The sequence below is a fragment of the Micromonospora sp. NBC_00898 genome (genome assembly GCF_045207895.1).
In the GTDB taxonomy this organism is placed as follows: domain Bacteria; phylum Actinomycetota; class Actinomycetes; order Mycobacteriales; family Micromonosporaceae; genus Micromonospora.
In genome coordinates this window covers 4,437,165-4,456,773 of record NZ_CP108775.1, presented here as the reverse complement: position 1 = coordinate 4,456,773, position 19,609 = coordinate 4,437,165, and the positions used below count along the sequence as shown (strand labels likewise).

The 19,609-nt window shown below is 73.9% G+C and carries 13 protein-coding genes and 1 pseudogene; 9 read left to right on the top strand and 5 right to left on the bottom strand.

The genetic code is table 11. The features are described 5' to 3' along the window. The first annotated feature begins 80 nt into the window (after nt 1–80). Entirely contained in the window at nt 81–1,007 is a 927-nt protein-coding gene (locus tag OG799_RS21615; RefSeq protein ID WP_406036955.1) for a 2-hydroxyacid dehydrogenase, read from the top strand. A 10-nt stretch (nt 1,008–1,017) separates the two neighbouring features. Here the strand turns inward: OG799_RS21615 and OG799_RS21610 are convergent, their stop codons facing one another. Next, the gene (locus OG799_RS21610) at nt 1,018–1,395 is read right to left on the bottom strand and encodes a PH domain-containing protein (RefSeq protein WP_406036954.1); all 378 of its coding nucleotides are present in this window, start codon (nt 1,393–1,395) and stop codon (nt 1,018–1,020) included. A gap of 248 nt (nt 1,396–1,643) precedes the next feature. Here OG799_RS21610 and OG799_RS21605 point away from each other — a divergent pair, with 248 nt between their 5' ends. Next, entirely contained in the window at nt 1,644–4,082 is a 2,439-nt protein-coding gene (locus OG799_RS21605) for a putative bifunctional diguanylate cyclase/phosphodiesterase (RefSeq protein ID WP_406036953.1), read from the top strand. Between the two features lie 10 nt (nt 4,083–4,092). Here OG799_RS21605 and OG799_RS21600 read toward each other — a convergent pair whose 3' ends face one another. Then, nucleotides 4,093–4,218: a hypothetical protein gene (locus OG799_RS21600; RefSeq protein WP_406036952.1), complete on the bottom strand. Its 126-nt coding sequence runs from the start codon at nt 4,216–4,218 to the stop codon at nt 4,093–4,095. An 82-nt stretch (nt 4,219–4,300) separates the two neighbouring features. Then, nucleotides 4,301–5,563 (bottom strand): annotated as a pseudogene (gene tnpB, locus OG799_RS21595) (IS607 family element RNA-guided endonuclease TnpB); the annotation flags it as partial. A gap of 301 nt (nt 5,564–5,864) precedes the next feature. Here tnpB and OG799_RS21590 point away from each other — a divergent pair. From OG799_RS21590 to OG799_RS21580, 3 genes are all read left to right on the top strand, one after another. Then, nucleotides 5,865–8,306 (top strand): glycoside hydrolase family 2 protein, encoded by a 2,442-nt coding sequence (locus OG799_RS21590; RefSeq protein WP_406036951.1) that lies wholly within the window; start codon nt 5,865–5,867, stop codon nt 8,304–8,306. A gap of 253 nt (nt 8,307–8,559) precedes the next feature. Further along, the gene (locus OG799_RS21585; RefSeq protein WP_406036950.1) at nt 8,560–8,898 is read left to right on the top strand and encodes an ArsR/SmtB family transcription factor; all 339 of its coding nucleotides are present in this window, start codon (nt 8,560–8,562) and stop codon (nt 8,896–8,898) included. Nucleotides 8,899–8,924: 26 nt separating this feature from the next. Then, the gene (locus tag OG799_RS21580; RefSeq protein ID WP_406046366.1) at nt 8,925–10,571 is read left to right on the top strand and encodes a SulP family inorganic anion transporter; all 1,647 of its coding nucleotides are present in this window, start codon (nt 8,925–8,927) and stop codon (nt 10,569–10,571) included. On the opposite strand, the gene OG799_RS21575 is transcribed toward OG799_RS21580, so the two are convergent. Then, nucleotides 10,568–11,278: a hypothetical protein gene (locus OG799_RS21575; RefSeq protein ID WP_406036949.1), complete on the bottom strand. Its 711-nt coding sequence runs from the start codon at nt 11,276–11,278 to the stop codon at nt 10,568–10,570. The genes OG799_RS21580 and OG799_RS21575 overlap by 4 nt on opposite strands. A 55-nt stretch (nt 11,279–11,333) precedes the next feature. Next, complete coding sequence (ilvD, locus tag OG799_RS21570; RefSeq protein ID WP_406036948.1) at nt 11,334–13,181, bottom strand: dihydroxy-acid dehydratase; 1,848 nt, start codon at nt 13,179–13,181, stop codon at nt 11,334–11,336. Between the two features lie 129 nt (nt 13,182–13,310). Between ilvD and OG799_RS21565 the strand changes: the two genes are divergently transcribed. The 4 genes from OG799_RS21565 to ilvC all read left to right on the top strand — a co-directional run bounded on the left by OG799_RS21565 (nt 13,311) and on the right by ilvC (nt 19,579). After that, on the top strand, nt 13,311–15,755 hold the full coding sequence (locus OG799_RS21565) for a putative bifunctional diguanylate cyclase/phosphodiesterase (RefSeq protein ID WP_406046365.1): 2,445 nt from the start codon (nt 13,311–13,313) through the stop codon (nt 15,753–15,755). 188 nt (nt 15,756–15,943) lie between these two features. Continuing rightward, entirely contained in the window at nt 15,944–17,878 is a 1,935-nt protein-coding gene (locus tag OG799_RS21560) for an acetolactate synthase large subunit (RefSeq protein ID WP_406036947.1), read from the top strand. Nucleotides 17,879–17,959: 81 nt separating this feature from the next. Next, a complete protein-coding gene (gene ilvN / locus OG799_RS21555; protein WP_406036946.1) occupies nt 17,960–18,475 on the top strand; it encodes an acetolactate synthase small subunit in 516 nt (171 codons plus the stop codon). Nucleotides 18,476–18,565: 90 nt separating this feature from the next. Next, nucleotides 18,566–19,579, top strand: a complete 1,014-nt coding sequence (gene ilvC / locus OG799_RS21550; RefSeq protein ID WP_406036945.1) for a ketol-acid reductoisomerase — start codon at nt 18,566–18,568, stop codon at nt 19,577–19,579. The last annotated feature ends 30 nt before the right edge of the window (nt 19,580–19,609 follow it).

Sequence of the window (19,609 nt, the reverse complement as noted above, 5' to 3'; positions counted from 1 at the left end):
CCCAGCGCGCATCACCGGGATGACCGGCAAATCGGGACACCGCGCGCCGCCGGCGGGCGCGGCGGTTATCGTCGGCGGTCGTGAAGCTATGGATCCCGCACCGCGCCGGTCAGGCCCTCCTCGGTGAACTCCCCCCAGGCGCCACCGTGGAGGTGATGGAGGAACCGGCCCGGCTCCCGTCCGCCCCGGACGACGTGCGGTTCTGGGTGCCGCCGTTCCTCGCGGGCCCCGGCGCCGGCGCCCTGCTGGCCGAGCTGCCCGACCTCGAGGTGGTGCAGCTGCTCTCCGCCGGGGCGGACGCCTGGGTGGGCCGGATGCCCGAGGGGGTCACGCTCTGCGACGCCCGCGGGGTGCACGACTCGGCCACCGCCGAGTGGGTGGTCGCCGCCGTGCTGTCCCAGCTGCGCGGCTTCGGTCCGCTGGCCCGGGCGCAGGGCCGCCGCGAGTGGGCGTACGACGAGGTGGCCCCCACCGACGAGCTGGCCGGCAAGCGGGTGCTGATCGTCGGAGCCGGCTCGATCGGCGCGGCGGTCCAGGCCCGACTGGCCCCGTTCGAGGTCACCTTCACCCTGGTCGCCCGCACCGCCCGGCCCGCCGAGGGGGTGCACGGGGTGGACGAGCTGCCCGGCCTGCTGCCGGCGGCCGACGTGGTGGTGCTGCTGGTGCCGCTGACCGAGCAGACCCGGGGGCTGGTCGACGAGAAGTTCCTCGCCGCGATGCCCGACGGCGCGCTGCTGGTCAACGCGGCCCGTGGCCCGGTGGCCCGGACGTCGGCGCTGGTCGCCGAGCTGACCACCGGTCGGCTCCGGGCCGCGCTGGACGTCACCGACCCCGAGCCGCTGCCCGCCGACCATCCCCTGTGGACGTTGCCGAACGTGCTGCTCACCCCGCACGTCGCCGGCTCGGTGCGCGGCCTGCTGCCGCGGGCGTACCGGCTCGTGGGGGAGCAGCTGCGCCGGTTCGCGGCCGGCGAGCCGTTGATCAACCGGGTGGTGGACGGCTACTGAACCGGCCCGGTCAGCGGGTGCTGTCGGGCAGTTCCTGCCCGGTGGCGGCGATCAGCCGGGGCAGATCGGCGGCGCGGACGGCGGGCAGCACCAGGCGCTCGCCGTCGTCGAGCCGGACGACCACCCGGCCCCGCTCGTCGGCGCCCAGCGCCGCGACCCGTTTCCAGGCGATCCGGCGCTGCCCGGCGAGCGCCCGCAGTCGCAGCTCACGCGGGTCGGCCTCGGTGCCGGACCGCCATGCCCAGACCGCGACGGCCAGCGGGATCAGCAGCACCCAGAGCAGCCACCAGCGGGCGGTGGCCAGCGGCAGGGCGCCGATGAACGCGACGATCGCGGCGACCAGGATCGCCTGGTTGGGCCGGAAGCGGACGGTGTCGGCGGCACTCACCCCCTGATGATCGCACCTCGGCCTGGCCCGCTTCCGGTCGGGCGGGCAGCGCCCGGCGGCACGGGCGATGTGACCGGCGTCACCGAGTGGACTCGTAACCGCTCGTCGTAGGAATCGTTGGTTCGCGTGGTCGCGCCGGGTTGCCGCCCGGCGGGCCCGCCGCACCCCACCGTCGCCCGTACCGCCGACACACCTCGCACGTTGTTCCGTAACGCACCGCCCCGTGCCCCCTCACGAAGGCGACCGTCGTGTCCGTCGCGTACCCCTCCGGCGATCACCGTCGCCGCCCGTCGCCGCCCGACCTCGTCGTGCTGACGGTCGGCGCGCTGCTCGTCCTGGCCGGCGCCGCCGACCTCGTCCCGCCGTCGGCCGCCCTGGCGCTCGCCGTCGCGGCCGCTTCCGCGCTGGCCTGCGTCCGGCTCTCCTGGCTGGCGGGTGTCCCGTCCGCCGCCCCGGCCCCGCCCGCCGTGCCAGCTCCGGCCCCGCCCGCCGGGGTCGGCGTGCCGCTCGTCGGCCCCACCCACCCGCCGGTCCGCGTCCAGCCCGGACCGGCGGCGACGCCCGGAGCGGGCCGGCCGGGCGGGCGACGGGCCCGACGGCTCGCGCCGTCCCGCCGGACCGTCGCGATCCTCGACGCGGCGGTGCTGGCGGCCGGGCTCACCGTCGCCGTGCTGCCGCTGACCGAGCCGGCGCACCGACCGCCGGTCGTCCTGGTCGGGCTGACCGTTGTCGCCGCGCTCCAGGCCGTGGGTCTGCTCCGGCTGCCCGGACGCTCCCGGCTCGCCGGCCCGCAACGGCTTCGCCGGACCGTGGACGTTGTGGGCCTCGGTGTCAGCCTGGTCTTCGCCGGCTGGGTGCTGCTGCCGGCGGGCCCGGTGCCGGCGCTGGCCCGGACCGTGAGCGTCGCCGGCGCGGCCGGGCTGGCGGTGCTGCTCGTCGCCGCGCTGGCCGACCGCTGGCGCCGCCCGGGCGCGGCGCTCTGCCTGTCCGGAGCGGCGGCGACGCTGGCCGGGCTGGCCGGTCTCGTGGTGCTGCTGGCCCACCCGGCGCCGGAGCGCGCCGTCCTCGTCGTGGTGCCGCCGCTGGTGGCGGGCGCGCTGCTCACCGCCGCGGGGGCCCGACGCGCCTCGGCCGGGGAGACCCGCCGCCCCCACGGGCCGCCCGCGACCTGGCCCCGGGTGACCGCCCCGGCCGGCATCGCCGCGCTCGCCGCCGGCCACCACCTCTGGGCGGTGGGGGAATTCGGCGCCCCGGCCATCGCGCTCGGGCTGGCGGTGATCCCGCCGGTGGTCCTGCAGGAGTTGCTGACCGCCGCGGAGCATCGCCGGCACGCCGAGCGGCTCACCGCCCGGGAGGCGCGGCTGCGGGAACTCGTCGGCCACCTCGACGACCGGGACCGGCTGGCCCGGACGGTGCGCCGGCTCACCGCCACCGACCAGCTCACCGGGCTGGCCAACCGTCGCGAGCTGCTGCGCGGGCTGGCCGGCCGCGACCCGGGCTCGCCGCCCGGGGCGCTGCTCGTCGTCGACCTGCACGGGCTGGGCGTGGTCAACGACGGCTCCGGGCACGCGGTGGGCGACGAGGTGCTGGTCGAGGTCGCCAAGCGGCTCCGGGCCGGCTGCGGGCCCGGGGACCTGGTGGCCCGGCTGGCCGGGGACGAGTTCGCGGTGCTCACCGACGTCGGGCCAGTGCTGGCGTACGCGCTGGCCACCCGGCTGCTCACCGCGCTCACCGAGCCGTACCCGCTGCCCGGCGGGGCCGCGCGCCTGCAGGCCAGCGTCGGGCTGGCGGAGACCGCCGGGGGTGACCCGGAGGACGTGCTGCGCCAGGCGGACCTGGCCCGCCGCCGGGCGGTGCAGCTCGGCCGGGACCGGGTCGAGTGGTACGACGCCTACCTGGAGGAGCAGCTGGTCCGCCGGCTGGACCTGGAACGCGAGCTGCCCGGGGCGGTCGCCCGGGGCGAGCTGGACCTGGTCTACCAGCCGGTGCTGGCCCTCGCGGACCGGCTTCCGGTGGGCACCGAGGCGTTGCTGCGCTGGCGCAGCCCGGTGCTGGGCACGGTGCTCCCCGCCGAACTGCTGCCGGTGGCCGAGGACCTGGACCTGGTCGGCGAGGTGGGCCGCTGGGTGCTCGACCGCGCCTGCCGGCAGCTCGCCGAGTGGTCCGAGGGCGGCCGGGAGCTCTGGATGTCGGTGAACGTGGGGCTCCGGGAGCTGGCCGCGCCGGACTTCGTGCCGCGTACCGCCACCGCGCTGGCCGCGTACGGCGTGCCCGCGGACCGGCTGGTGGTGGAGGTGGCGGAGCCGGCGGTCGCCGCCGAGCTGCCGACCGTGGTGGCCCGGCTGGCCGGGCTCCGCTCGCTGGGGGTGCGGACGGCGCTGGACGAATTCCGGGCTGAGCACGCCTCCCTGGCGCAGCTGCGCCGGCTCCCGATCGACCTGCTCAAGGTCGGCCCGCACCTGGTCGGGACGGCCGGCGACGCGCGGCGGCCGCTGATCGACGTGGTGGTCAGCCTCGGCGACCGGTTGGGGGTGGACGTGGTGGTGGAGGGGTTGGAGTCCGACGCCCAGGTCGCCGGGGCGTGCCGGGCCGGCTGCCGGTACGGGCAGGGGTTCGCGCTGGCCCGGCCGGCGACCGCGGAGCGGGTGGAGGCGTGGTTCGAGGAGTTCCGGTCGACCTCCCGCTGAGTCCGTTCGTTCAGGCGGTGCTCGGGCTGCTCACCTTCGTGGCCACCTGGAACGACTTCCAGTGGCCGCTGATCACGCTGAGCGGCACCGACTTCCCGACCTCGATGGTGGCGGTCTCCGACCTGGCCAGCGGCAACTACGTTATCTACCGCCGGGTGCTGGCCGGCGCGTTCGGTCCCGGTCTTACCCGCGGTGGCGGTGCCGGGTTGACGTTTCACGGCCACCGGCCCGCCGGGGCGGGTCTTACGGTCGGCTCCACGTCCGTTTCGCGTCTCCGGGCCACTCCCGGCGACGGTGGCCGCCAGCGCGGCCAGGTTCCGTGCGGCGTTGACGTCCCGGTCCAGGACGAGGCCGCACGTGGTGCAGGTGTAGGTGCGTTCGGACAGGGCGAGTTTGGTTTTCACCGCGCCGCAGCCCGAGCAGGTCTTCGAGGACGGGTACCAGCGGTCGGCCACCACCAGCCGCCCGCCGTTCCACCCCGTCTTGTAGGCCAGTTGCCGCCGTAGTTCGGCGAACCCGGCGTCGGCGATGCGCCGGGCCAGCCGCCGGTTGGCGAGCATCCCGGCCACGTGGAGGTCTTCCACCACGATGGTGCCGTACTCGCGGGTGAGCCGGCTGGTCAGCTTGTGCAGACCGTCACGGCGCAGATGAGCGACCCGCGCGTGCGCCCGGCCGAGCCGGGCGGACGCCCGTTCCCACCGCTTCGACGCACGTCGGCCGGTGCGCCGGTCAGGGCCGACCCGGCGAGAGGCGCGCCGGGCCAGACGCCGCATCCGGCGGGCGGCGGCGTCCAAATGGCGCGGGTTGGGCTCCACCTCACCGGTGGACAGCACCGCCAGATGCGTCACCCCCAGGTCGACACCGACCGTCGCATCCGGGCAGGCCGGCATACCCTGGGTGCGCTGCACCGCGCAGGTGAACGACACATACCAGCGGCCACCATCGCGGCGCACCGTCGCCGACACGATCCGGGCGGTGCCCGCCTCCAGCCGGCGGGCGAGCTTACGAGCCGACTCGTGCAGCTTCAACCGGCCCAGCCGCGGCAACACCACATACCTACGGTCCGGCTCCACGCGGATCGCCCCGGTGGTGAACCGCACCGACGGGGTCGACCGGCGTCGTGACTTGAAACGCGGGAACCCCACCCGGCGTCCGGCCCGCTTGCCGGTGCGGGAGTCGGACCAGTTCTCCAACGCGTCCAGGCCGGTGTTGAACGCCTCCTTCGAACACTCCGCCCACCACGGCGCCACATCGGACTTCGCCTGATTCCACGCTCTGCGCAGCGCCGGCAGCGACCAGCCCTGCGTCGGGGTCAGGCCCGCCTCGTCGATGCCGTAAGTGCGTTCGGCGGCCCGCTGGTCCATGACCGCCTTGACCCGGGCCAGCGCCCAGTTGTGCGCCACCCGCGCCGCACCAGCATGAGCCAACACCACCCGCTCCTGTCGGGCCGTCAGGTCCAACGCGAACCGGTACGCCTGCACCACACTCAACCGCTCCCGGCCCGCCACGCCCAGCACGATAACCACCCGGTAGGACGTAAACCCGCAACCACCAACGCCACACCCCACACGGCACCGACCCGCCGACCGCCTGATCCCCCGTCACAATGCACCACCCACACCGCAAGCCACTCTTTTAATGTCACCAACGCATACCAACGCCTACTCAACCGGTGAGGTTCCCCCGTTAGCGTGGAGGCAACAGTTGACGCCCCCTGCTGGTGATGCTCTTCGTCGGTGGACGGCAGATCGTCCGCGGAATCATGGAAGGCGCGGTGAAGTCGTGAGCCGTCAAGCGCTGCACGAGGGTTGGGTGCTGCGGGCCGTACCCGGTCCGCAGGTGCCGCCGGAGATCGCCGACCGGGCGGTGCCGGCGACCGTGCCGGGCTGCGTGCACACCGACCTGCTCGCCGCCGGCCTCATCCCCGACCCCTATCTGGACGACAACGAGACCCGGCTGTCCTGGATCGGGCGCACCGACTGGGTCTACGAGACGACCTTCGACTGGCAGCCCGGCGACGACGACCGGGTGGATCTGGTCTGCGCCGGGCTGGACACGGTCGCCGCGGTCACCCTCAACGGCACCGAGGTCGGCCGCACCGAGAACATGCACCGTGGTCACCGGTTCGCCGTCCGGTCGAGGCTGCAGCCGGGTTCGAACACGCTGACCGTGCGCTTCGACTCGGCGTACCGCTACGCCGAGGCGCACCGGGACCGGCTCGGTGACCGGCCGAACGCCTACCCGGAGCCGTTCAACTTCATCCGCAAGACGGCGTGCAACTTCGGCTGGGACTGGGGCCCGACCGTGGTGACGGCGGGCATCTGGCAGGAGATCGGGCTGCACGCCTGGTCCACCGCCCGGCTCGGCGCGGTCCGCCCCCTGGTCACCGTGGACGGCGACACCGGCCGGGTGGAGCTGCACGTCGAGGTGGAGCGGGCCACGGACGCGCCGGTCACCGTCCGCACCACGGTCGCCGGCGCGGCCGGCGAGGCGACGATCCCTGAAGGGCAGCGCACGGCCGTGCTGACCCTCACGGTCCGCGACCCGGAGCGGTGGTGGCCCCGGGGGTACGGCGAGCAGCCGCTGTACGACCTCGACGTGACCCTCCGCGCCGCCGACGGCCGGGCGCTGGACGGCTGGTCCCGCCGGATCGGCTTCCGCTCGATACGCCTCGACACCGCCCCCGACGCGCACGGCTCCGCGTTCGCCCTGCACGTCAACGACGTGCCGGTCTTCGTTCGCGGCGTCAACTGGATCCCCGACGACGCCTTCCCGAACCGGGTGACCCGGCAGCGCCTGGCCGAGCGGTTCGACCAGGCGGCCGGCGCGAACATCAACCTGCTCCGGGTCTGGGGCGGTGGCCGGTACGAGTCGGCGGACTTCTACGAGCTGGCCGATGAGCTCGGCCTGCTGGTGCAGCAGGACTTCCTCTTCGCCTGCGCCGCGTACCCGGAGGAGGAGCCGTTCCGCACCGAGGTCGAGGCGGAGGCGGTCGAGCAGGTGACCCGGCTGGCCGCGCACCCGTCGCTGGTGCTCTGGACCGGCAACAACGAGAACATCTGGGGCTGGCACGACTGGGACTGGCAGGAGCCCCTGGCCGGCCACACCTGGGGTCGCGGCTACTACCTGGACCTGCTGCCCCGGATCGTCGGCGAGCTGGACCCGACCCGGCCGTACTGGCCGGGCAGCCCCTGGTCGGGCAGCGACGACGTGCACCCGAACGACCCGGCCCACGGCACCATGCACATCTGGGACGTCTGGAACAACGACGACTACACGAAGTACCGGGAGTACGTGCCGCGCTTCGTCGCCGAGTTCGGCTACCAGGCGCCCCCGGCGTACGCGACGCTGCGCCGGGCCATCTCCGACGAGCCCCTCGCTCACGATTCGCCCGGCATGGCCCACCACCAGAAGGCGACCGACGGGGACCGGAAGCTCCAGCGCGGGCTGGACGCGCACCTGCCCGCCCCGGCCGACTTCGACGACTGGCACTACCTCACCCAGCTCAACCAGGCCCGGGCCATCCAGCTCGGGGTGGAGCACTTCCGCTCGCACCGCCCGGTGTGCATGGGCGCCATCGTCTGGCAGCTCAACGACTGCTGGCCGGTCACCTCCTGGGCGGCCGTGGACGGCGACGGCCGGCGCAAGCCGCTCTGGTACGCGCTGCGCCGGGCGTACGCCGACCGGCTGTTCACCGTGCAGCCACGGGACGGCGGGCTGGCCGTGGTGGCGGTGAACGACACCGGCGAGCCGTGGCGCGCGCCGGCCACGGTCACCCGGATCACCCTGGGCGGGGAGCCGAGGGCGAAGACCTCGGTGGAGCTGGACGTCCCCGCGTACGGCGCGGTGGTGCTGGCGCTGCCGGCGGAGCTGGCGCGGCCGGACGAGGCCCGGCGGGAGCTGCTGGTCGCCGACGCCGGCGACCAGGCGGAGCGGGCGTTGTGGTTCTTCGCCGAGGACCGGCAGGTCGACTGGCCGGCGGCGGAGCTGGACGCGGTGGTCGAGCACGGGGAGGACGGCCAGCGGGTCCGGGTGACCGCCCGGACCGTGCTGCGCGACCTGGCCCTCTTCCCCGACCGGCTCGACCCGTCGGCCCAGGTGGACCAGGCGCTGGTCACCCTGCTGCCGGGGGAGTCGACCACCTTCACCGTGCGGGCCGACGCGCCGCTGGACCCGGCGGCGCTGACCGCCCGCCCGGTGCTGCGCTGCGTCAACGACATCTGAAGGCAGGGGTCCCCTCTTCACGCCTCGCGTACAGGAGGGGGCCGCCCGGACGGGACCTCGCGGCCCGGGTGGTCACTCCTGGTAGCGACGTTCGCGACGGGTACCGCGGAGAGCGATATGCCTCTGCGTCATATTTATGCCTCTCAGTCATATCGCTCTCCGCTCACCTGTCCTCGACCGGTCCCACCCCCGCGCTCGATGATTTGAAGAATTCTTCAAGTGCTAAAGTCTTCAGGGCGAAAGGGGGGCGTTCATGTCGGTGCCGCTGTACCAGGCCAAGGCCGAGCTGTTCCGCACGCTCGGGCACCCGGTGCGGATCCGGGTGCTCGAACTGCTCCAGGACGGCCCGAAGCCGGTCCGGGACCTGCTCGCGGCCATCGACGTCGAGGCGTCCAACCTCTCCCAGCAGCTCGCCGTGCTGCGCCGCGCCGGGATGGTGACCTCGCACCGCGACGGCCCGCTGGTCATGTACGCGCTCAGCACCCCCGACGTGGCCGATCTGCTGGCCGCCGGGCGGCGCATCCTCGGCGCGGTCCTCACCGACCGGGACGGCCTCCTCGACGAGCTGCGCTCCGCCGGAGAAGGCCGGTGAGCGCAGCCACCTTCGTCCGGGAGCGGATGCTCGGGCTGCTGCCCGGCCGGACCGACTGGGCGGCCGTGCGCCGCTCGCCCCGGCGGGACCTGCTGGCCGGGCTGACCGTGGCGGTGGTGGCGCTGCCGCTGGCCCTGGCCTTCGGCGTCACCTCCGGGCTGGGCGCCCAGACCGGCCTGGTCACCGCCGTGGTGGCCGGGGCGGTCGCGGCGGTCTTCGGCGGCTCCAACCTGCAGGTCTCCGGCCCCACCGGGGCGATGACCGTGGTGCTGGTGCCGGTGGTGCAGCGCTTCGGCCCCACCGGCGTCCTCATGGTCGGGGCGATGGCCGGCCTGGTGCTGATCGCCCTCGCCCTCGCTCGCCTCGGCCGGTACGTCCGCTACCTGCCCACCCCGGTGATCGAGGGCTTCACCGCCGGCATCGCGGTGGTGATCGCCCTGCAACAGGTGCCCGCCGCGCTGGGCGTGACCGGCGCCCACGGCGAGAAGGTCTGGGCGGTGGCCGCGGACGCGGTCGGCCGGTTCGTCGTACATCCGAAGCCGGCGGCTCTCGCGGTGGCCCTCGGCGTCGCGGCGCTGCTGCTGCTCGGCGCCCGGTGGCGGCCCGGGCTGCCGTTCTCGCTGCTCGGGGTGGCCGCCGCGACCGTGCTCGCCGAGCTCGCCCCGGTCGACCTGGTCCGGATCGGCGCCCTGCCCCAGGTGTTGCCCGCGCCGTCGCTGGGCTTCCTCGACCTCGACGCGGTCGGCGTGCTGCTGCCCTCGGCGCTCGCGGTGGCGGCGCTCGCCGCGCTGGAGAGCCTGCTGTCGGCGACCGTGGCGGACGGGATGACCGTCGGCGAACGCCACGACCCGGACCGGGAGCTGTTCGGCCAGGGCCTGGCCAACCTCGCCTCGCCGCTCTTCGGGGGCATCCCGGCGACCGCCGCCATCGCCCGCACGGCGGTGAACGTCCGGGCCGGGGCGGCCTCGAAGCTGGCCGCCCTCACCCACGCCGTCGCCCTCGCGGCGATCGTGCTGGCCGCCGCGCCGCTGGTCGGCCGGATCCCCCTCGCCGCGCTGGCCGGCGTGCTGCTGGCCACCACCGTCCGGATGGTGGAGGCCGGCTCCCTCTGGGCGCTCGCCCGGGCCACCCGGGGCGACGCGGTCGTGCTGGTGCTCACCTTCGCCGTCACGGTGATCTGGGACCTGGTGACCGCGGTGGCGGTCGGCATCGCCGTGGCGGTCGTCCTCGCGCTGCGCGCGGTGGCCCGCAGCGCCAGGCTGGAACAGGTCCCCCTCGACCGCGGCGAGCACAGCGCCGAGGAGCACGCGCTGCTCGCCGAGCACATCGTGGCGTACCGGCTGGACGGGCCGCTCTTCTTCGCCGCCGCGCACACCTTCCTGCTGGAACTCTCCGAGGTCGCCGACGTCCGGGTGGTCATCCTGCGAATGTCCCGGGTGTCGACCATCGACGCCACCGGCGCGCACGTCCTCGGCGACGCGATCCGCCGGCTGCGCGGACGCGGCATCACCGTGCTGCTCTCCGGCATCACCCCCGGCCACGACCAGGTGCTCAGCACCCTCGGGGTGGCCGACGAGCTGCGCCGCGAGGGGCTGGTCTTCCCGGACACACCCGCCGCGATCCGCCACGCCAGGGCGCTCGCGTTGGGCACGCCGGAGGCGGTCGCCCGCTAGCCCGGCAGGGCGCCGAGGCCGGCGAGGAGTTCCAGGCGTTCGTCGGCGGAGAGCACGGCGTACGCCGGCTCGTCGCGGCGGTCGGTGTCGGCCTCGATCGCCTGCCGCCCGGGCCCGTCGGGTAGCGACCTGATCTGCTCGGCGGTCAGCCCGGCGGCGCGCCACGCCGCCCGGTGCGCGTCAGCGCGGTGGTGGCGCAGCGAGCCGAGGCGGGTGGTCAGCAGCATCGCCGGTGCGGCGTCGTCCGGCTCGTAGGGCGGGGTCATGGCCCGGAACGCCGGGCCGCCGGTGGCCAGACCGTGCGCAAGCACCCGGCCGACCAGTTCGGCCAGCCGGGGCACCGAGGCCAGGCCGGGCAGCATGCCGGACCTGGCGGACCACAGCTCCTCGGCGGCCACGGCGGTTGCCCGCTGCGCGAAGAGCGCCAGCTCCCGGCCCAGCTCGGTCAGGTGCCAGGTGCCCTCGGCGTCCACCTTGGTCACGCCCTGGGCCAGCTCGCGGCTCATGTCACCGTCGGTGTAGACCAGCCCGTCGGCCAGCGCGTCGGCCGGCATCGGCCGGGCCAGCACCCCGGAGAAGAAGCTGTTCTCGTAGCCGAGGTTCACGCCCCGCTCGGCGTAGAACGCCTCCATCCGCGCCCGCGCCGCCCAGCGGGCGCCGACGTACACCCGATCGATGACCGGCCGGATCTGTCGTGCGTAGCTCATGATCGCCTCCCCGACGCAGGACGATACCGGCGCCGGGGCGCGACGTGGGGGCCGGTCACTCCGGGACGCGGCGGTAGGCGCCGTCGCTGGCCGAGGTGGCCATCGAGGCGTACGCGCGGAGCGCCGCCGACACCGGCCGCTGCCGGTCGGTCGGGGTGTACGGGCGATCCCGCTTCTCCTCGGCGACCCGGCGGGCCTGGAGCACATCGTCGGGGACGTTCAGCTCGATGGAGCGCCCCGGGATGTCGATGACGATCTCGTCGCCCTCGCGGACCAGCGCGATCAGCCCGCCGGAGGCCGCCTCCGGGGAGACGTGCCCGATCGACAGGCCGGAGGTGCCGCCGGAGAACCGGCCGTCGGTGAGCAGCGCGCAGGACCGGCCCAGCCCCCGGCCCTTGAGGAAGGAGGTGGGGTAGAGCATCTCCTGCATGCCGGGGCCGCCCTTCGGGCCCTCGTACCGGATCACCACCACGTCGCCGGCGACGACCTGCTTGGCCAGGATCGCCGACACCGCGTCGTCCTGGGACTCGTAGACCTTCGCCGGGCCGCGGAACGTCAGGCACTCCTCGGGCACCCCGGCGGTCTTCACCACGCAGCCGTCCGGGGCCAGGTTGCCGTGCAGGATGGCCAGCCCGCCGTCGGCCGAGTACGCGTGCTCGCGGTCCCGCACGCAGCCGCCGGCGGCGTCGGTGTCCAGCGACGACCAGCGGTTGGTGGTGGAGAACGGCTCGGTGGTGCGCACCCCGCCCGGCGCGGCGTGGAACAGCTCCACCGCCGCCGGCTTCGGTGACCCGCCGCGGATGTCCCAGTCCGTGAGCCACTGTGCCAGCGAGGGGGAGTGCACCGCGTGCACGTCCCGGTTGAGCTGGCCGGCGCGGTCCAGTTCGCCGAGGATGGCCGGGATGCCGCCGGCCCGGTGCACGTCCTCCATGTGGTACTGCGGCGAGTTCGGCGCGACCTTGGCCAGGCAGGGCACCCGCCGGGAGATCGCGTCGATGTCGGCCACCGAGAAGTCCAGCTCGGCCTCGCGGGCGGCGGCGAGCAGGTGCAGGATCGTGTTGGTGGACCCGCCCATGGCCACGTCCAGGGCGACCGCGTTCTCGAAGGCGGCCCGGTTGGCGATGGCGCGGGGCAGCACCGAGGCGTCGTCGCCGTCGTACCAGCGCTTGGCGATCTCCACGGCGGTCCGGCCGGCCTCGACGAAGAGCGACCGGCGCGTGGCGTGGGTCGCCAGCGTCGAGCCGTTGCCCGGCAGCGCCAGGCCGATCGCCTCGGTCAGGCAGTTCATCGAGTTGGCGGTGAACATGCCGGAGCAGGAGCCGCAGGTCGGGCAGGCCGAGCGTTCGATCTCGCCCAGCTGGTCGTCGGTGACCGCCTCGTTGGAGGACGCGATCATCGCGTCGATCAGGTCGATCTTGGAGTGCACGATCCCCTCGATCGCCACCGTCTTGCCGGCCTCCATCGGGCCGCCGGAGACGAAGACGGTCGGGATGTTCAGCCGCAGCGCGGCCAGCAGCATCCCCGGGGTGATCTTGTCGCAGTTGGAGATGCAGACGAGGGCGTCCGCGCAGTGCGCGTTGACCATGTACTCCACCGCGTCGGCGATCAGCTCCCGGCTGGGCAGCGAGTAGAGCATGCCGCCGTGGCCCATCGCGATGCCGTCGTCCACCGCGATGGTGTTGAACTCCCGGCCCACCCCGCCGGCCTCGGCCACCGCGTCGGCGACCAGGCCGCCGAGATCCTTGAGGTGTACGTGACCGGGCACGAACTGGGTGAAACTGTTGGCGATGGCGACGATCGGCTTGCCGAAGTCGTCGTCGGTCATCCCGGTGGCCCGCCACAGGGCCCGGGCGCCGGCCATCGTCCGACCGTGGGTGGATGTCCTCGACCGCAGCTCAGGCATGCCTACCAGTCTGACACCGACATCGCCGCGCCCCCCGGGCGCGCGTGCCGTGTCCCAACAGTTGCACACCCGGTGCCCCACAAAGTGCGCTCATCCGGCACAGTTGATGTCGTGCACTTCCCCCCGGGCATGGTCACTGTCGCGGTGCTGAGCGGGCTCGTCGCCGCCGTCGCCACGGCGCTGCTGACCGCGTCGGCCCGCCGCCGGGTCGGGCCCCACCGGCAGGCGCACGTGCTGCTCGCCGCATCGGCCGGGATCGCGCTGCTCACCCTCGTCGTCGGGGTCACCGCCACGCTCGCCGACGCGCCGCACTGGGCGCACCACCAGGGGCAGCGCACCGGGTGGGCCACGCTCATCTCCGTCGGCACGGCGCTGTGCGGGCTCGCCCTCGGCGCCGCCCTGCTCCGGCTGCCCGGCACGGCCGCGGCCGGGTCCGCCACCGCCCGGCTGCTCCTCGACGGCCTGATCATGGCCAGCGCGCTCTGGTTCGTCGGCTGGGTGGTCTTCTCCGAGCCGACCCGGCTGCTCGGCGCGGCCACCCCGATGGCCTGCGTACCGATCGTGCCGGCCACCGTGACCGCCGCGGGCACCGCCGGACTGACCATGATCATGGTGCTGCGGGCCGCCCCGCCCCGCGGCCGGCTCGCCCTGCTCGGCGCCGGTGTCACCGCGGTGACCAGCGGCGGGCTCGGCCTCGCCGCCGGGCTCTGCCAGGCCGGCCCGCAGATGGCACTGACCGGCGGGGCGGTGCAGGCGGCCGGGCTGCTGGCCATCCTGCTCGCGGTGCACCGGGTCGATCCGCCCGGTCAGGTGGACGTCGACCTGATCCGTCGCGACGGCGAGTACGCCTTCGTGCCCATGTTCGCCATGGCCGCCTCGGCGATGTTCCACCTCCTGCAGGGCGGCCGGTTCGACGCGTTCGGCATCGTCGCCGGCAGCCTCGAGGGCTTCGCGCTGGTGGCCCGGCAGTATCTGGCCCTCAACGACGTGCGCCGTTACGCCGGCCGGCTGGCCGAGCGGGAGGCGCACTTCCGCGAGCTGGCGCATACCGACCCGCTGACCGGCCTGGCCAACCGGCGCGGGCTGCTGCGGGCGCTGCAGCGTTGCGTCGAGGCCGACGTGCCCTGCGTGCTGCTGGGGCTCGACCTGGACGGCTTCAAGAACGTCAACGACATGCGCGGCCACGACGTCGGCGACGTGGTGCTCGCCGAGGTGGGCCGCCGGCTGCGCGGCAACCTGCGGCCGGGCGACCTGGCGGCCCGGCTCGGCGGCGACGAGTTCGCGGTGCTGATGCACGGCTCGACCGACGCCGACCGGGTCGCCGAGCGGCTGCTCGGGGTGCTGGGTCGCCCGTACGACCAGCCCGAGGGGCCGGTCTTCCTCTCGGTCAGCATCGGGGTCGCCGGGAACTGCGGCGAGCCCGACGTGGAACTGCTGCTGCGCAACGCCGATCTGGCCCTGCGCTACGCCAAGCAGCAGGGCAAGAACCGGATCGAGCGGTACGACGCCGCGTACGACCAGCTGCTGCGCCGGCGTACCAAGCTCGAACACGAGCTGCGCGGGGCGATCGAGCGCGACGAGCTGCGGCTGGCGTTCCAGCCGGTGGCGTCGCTGCCCTCGGTGCGTCCGGTCGGTGCCGAGGCGCTGCTCCGCTGGCACCACCCGGAGCTGGGCAACGTCCGGCCGGACGAGTTCATCCCACTCGCCGAGGAGTGCGGGATGATCGCCAAGCTGGGGGCCTGGGTGCTGCACCAGGCCTGCTACCAGCTCTCCCGCTGGTTGGCCGACGGTCACGACGTCTGGGTCTCGGTGAACGTCTCCCCGCGCGAGCTGCACGCCCCGGAGTACGTCGTCCAGGTCGCCGAGGCGCTGCGCGCGCACCACGTGCCGCCGCAGCGGCTGGTGCTGGAGGTCACCGAGCACGCGGTCGCCACCGACCTGGACGAGTTGATCCGGCGGCTGACCGCGCTGCGCCTGACCGGGGTCCGGATCGCGCTGGACGACTTCGGCGCCGGGTACTCCTCACTGGGGCAGTTGCGCCGGCTGCCGATCGACATCCTCAAGATCGACCACAGCCTGGTCGCCGAGCACGAGCCGGTGCGTCCGGTCGGCCGGGACGGGCCGGCGTTCGCGCCGATGGTCGACATCGTCATGCGCCTCGGTCACCAGCTCGGGCTGGAGGTGATCGCCGAGGGCGTCACCAACCCGACGGAGCTGGCCGCGGTGGTCGCCGCCGGCTGCCGGTTCGGGCAGGGGGCGCTCTTCGGCTGGGGGGTGCCGGCCGAGCACCTGGAGGCGATGCTGGAGGCGGCGACGTCGCCGGGCGCGCGCCCCACGCCGCTGCCCCCCGGTCCGCCGGTCGCCCCGCCCCGTCCCGCCCCTTCGCCGCTGCTGCCGCGCCTGCGGTCGAACCCGCCGGCGTCGCCGCCCGCGGTGCCCGCGCCGCGCCCTCCGCAGGAGGATTTCCCGCAGGTGGGAGGGGCCAGGGATGCCACGTCCGGGTACGACACGCCGACGTCCGTGAACCAAAATGTGGGATCAGTTGACTCATCGCGTGAGATGCGTCAGGCTTAGCCGCATGTCGTCGAACCGGTCGCTGCGAGTACTTACCTGAGCGCACTCTCCCTCATCGAGAGTGCGCTGGCCCCGTGCATCTGCACGAGGGCCGTTTTTATTGCCGTCGGACCCATCGGGAGCGGGCCCCGCCCGCGTAGCCCTTTCTGAACGAGCCTCACCCACTCCAGCCGAAGGCCTGAACCGCCATGACGAGACCCACGCCAGAGACCCTCGCCCACTCCGTCCGGCGAGCCCGCCCGGCCTCCGAGCCGGCGAGCGACGTCGACCACGCCCCCACCCCCCGCACCGGGGCCACCCCGGCCGCCCCGGCGGGTGGTGGCCGGGGCGTCCCGGCCGGCGCGGACGGACGCACCGCGACGGTAGGGCGGCCCGCGCCGGCGCAGGTCTCCGGTGCCGGTTCGCTGGTGCGGTCGCTCGAGGCGCTCGGCGTCGACGTCGTCTTCGGCATCCCGGGTGGCGCGATCCTGCCGGCGTACGACCCGCTCTACGACTCCACCGTCCGGCACATCCTGGTCCGCCACGAGCAGGGCGCCGGGCACGCGGCCACCGGCTACGCGCAGGCCACCGGGAAGGTCGGCGTCTGCATCGCCACCTCCGGCCCGGGCGCGACCAACCTGGTCACGCCGATCGCCGACGCGTACATGGACTCGGTGCCGATGGTGGCGATCACCGGCCAGGTCGCGCGGCCCTCGATCGGCACGGACGCCTTCCAGGAGGCGGACATCCAGGGCATCACCCTGCCGATCACCAAGCACAACTTCCTGGTGCAGACCGCCGAGGAGATCCCGCAGGTCCTGGCCGAGGCGTTCCACCTGGCCTCGACCGGACGGCCCGGCCCGGTGCTGGTGGACATCCCCAAGGACGTCCTGCAGGCGCCGACCACCTTCGCCTGGCCGCCCACCCTCGACCTGCCCGGCTACCGGCCGACCCTGCACCCGCACGGCAAGCAGATCCGTGAGGCGGCCCGCCTGATGACCAACGCCCGCCGCCCGGTGCTCTACGTCGGCGGCGGCGTGCTCAAGGCCGGCGCCACCGACGGGCTGCGCCGGCTGGCGGAGCTGACCGGCATCCCGGTGGTCACCACGCTGATGGCGCTCGGCGCGTTCCCCGACTCGCACCGGCAGCACCTCGGCATGCCGGGCATGCACGGCACCGTCGCCGCGGTCTACGGCCTGCAGAAGGCCGACCTGATCGTGGCGCTGGGGGCCCGCTTCGACGACCGGGTCACCGGCAGGCTGGACTCGTTCGCGCCGGACGCGACCGTGGTGCACGCCGACATCGACCCGGCGGAGATCGGTAAGAACCGGCACGCGGACGTGCCGATCGTCGGCGACGCCCGGCACGTGATCGACGAGCTGATCGCCGCGGTCACCGCCGAGCGGGGCGCCCACCCGGCCAGCGACCTGGGCGACTGGTGGACCCAGCTCGACGACCTGCGCGAGCGCTACCCGCTCGGCTACGAGGAGCCGGCCGACGGCACCCTCTCCCCGCAGTACGTGATCAAGCGGCTGGGCGAGATCGCCGGCCCGGACACGATCTTCGTGGCCGGCGTGGGGCAGCACCAGATGTGGGCCAGCCAGTTCATCTCGTACGAGAAGCCGTACACCTGGCTGAACTCCGGCGGCCTCGGCACGATGGGGTACGCGGTGCCGGCGGCGATGGGCGCCAAGGTCGGCAAGCCGGACACGGTGGTCTGGGCGGTGGACGGCGACGGCTGCTTCCAGATGACCAACCAGGAGCTGGCCACCTGCGCGCTGGAGGGCATCCCGGTCAAGATCGCCGTGATCAACAACGGCAACCTGGGCATGGTCCGGCAGTGGCAGACCCTCTTCTACGGGGAGCGCTACTCCAACACCGAGCTGGGCACCCACAAGCACCGCATCCCGGACTTCGTGAAGCTCGCCGAGGCGCTCGGCTGCGTGGGGCTGCGCTGCGAGAACGCCGCCGACGTGGACAAGACCATCGAGGCGGCCATGGCGATCAACGACGCTCCCGTGGTGATCGACTTCGTGGTCGGCAAGGACGCCATGGTCTGGCCGATGGTCGCCGCCGGCACCAGCAACGACGAGATCATGTTCGCCCGGGGTGTCCGCCCCGCCTTCGACGAGGACGAACTCTGACATGAGCGAGCGCAGCGAGCGAATCATCAAACTCAGCCCCATGTCGCGTCATGGCGCGACCGAGCGAAGCGAGGTCGTGGCATGACTCTGCACACCTTGTCCGTGCTGGTGGAGAACAAGCCGGGTGTCCTGGCCCGGGTCTCCGGCCTGTTCTCCCGCCGCGGCTTCAACATCGACAGCCTCGCTGTCGGCGAGACCGAGAACCCGGACGTCTCCCGGATCACCATCGTGGTCAATGCCGAGTCGTCCCCGCTGGAGCAGGTCACCAAGCAGCTCAACAAGCTGGTCAACGTACTCAAGATCGTGGAGCTGGACCCGCAGGTCTCGGTCGCCCGGGAGCTGCTGCTGGTCAAGGTCCGCGCGGACCGCAACGCCCGCGCGCAGGTGCTGGAGACGGTCAACCTGTTCCGGGCCCGGGTGGTCGACGTCGCGCCGGACACGCTGACCATCGAGGCCACCGGCACCCCCGACAAGCTCGACGCGTTGCTGCGCGACCTGGAGCCCTTCGGCATCAAGGAGATGGTCCAGTCCGGCACGGTGGCGATCGGGCGCGGCTCGCGTTCCATCACCGCCGGGCCGTCACTGCGCGCCGCCTGAACCGCGACCGCGCCGGCGCTGAGCGCCGCCTGAACCGCACCGCACAAGTCCACGACGGGCCGCTCGGACCGCCGTACGAAAGGGAAGTCAATGAGCGTTGAGGTGTACTACGACGACGACGCCGACCTGGGCCTGATCCAGGGCCGCAAGGTCGCCGTGATCGGGTACGGCAGCCAGGGCCACGCCCACGCGCTGTCGCTGCGCGACTCCGGGGTCGACGTGGTGATCGGCCTGCCGGCCGGTTCGAAGAGCCGGCCGAAGGCCGAGGAGCAGGGCCTGCGGGTGCTCACGCCGGCCGAGGCGGCGGCCGAGGCCGACGTGATCATGATCCTGGCGCCGGACACCGCGCAGCGGGCCCTCTACGCCGACTCGATCGCCCCGAACCTGGCCCCCGGGAAGGCCCTCTTCTTCGGCCACGGTTTCAACATCCGGTACGGCCTGATCACCCCACCGGCCGACGTGGACGTGGCGATGGTCGCCCCGAAGGGCCCCGGCCACCTGGTCCGCCGGCAGTACGTCGACGGCAAGGGCGTGCCCTGCCTGGTCGCCATCGAGCAGGACGCCAGCGGCACCGCGTTCCAGCTCGCCCTGTCGTACGCCAAGGGCATCGGTGGCACCCGGGCCGGCGCGATCCGGACCACCTTCACCGAGGAGACCGAGACCGACCTCTTCGGCGAGCAGGCGGTGCTCTGCGGCGGCGCGGCGGCACTGGTGCAGACCGGTTTCGAGGTGCTCACCGAGGCCGGCTACGCCCCCGAGGTGGCCTACTTCGAGTGCCTGCACGAGCTGAAGCTCATCGTCGACCTGATGTACGAGGGCGGCATCGCCCGGATGCGTTACAGCGTCTCCGACACCGCCGAGTACGGCGACCTGTCCCGCGGCCCCCGGGTCATCGACTCCCGGGTCAAGGAGGAGATGCGCAAGATCCTCGGCGAGATCCAGTCCGGCGAGTTCGCCCGGGAGTGGGTGGCCGAGGACGAGGCCGGCCGGCCGAACTTCGCCAAGTGGCGGGCCGAGGGCGCGGCGCACCCGATCGAGGAGACCGGCCAGAAGCTGCGCGCCATGATGAGCTGGGTGGACCGGCCGATCACCGAGACCGCCTGACCCGCACGGCGGCGGGTCCGGCGCTCTCCC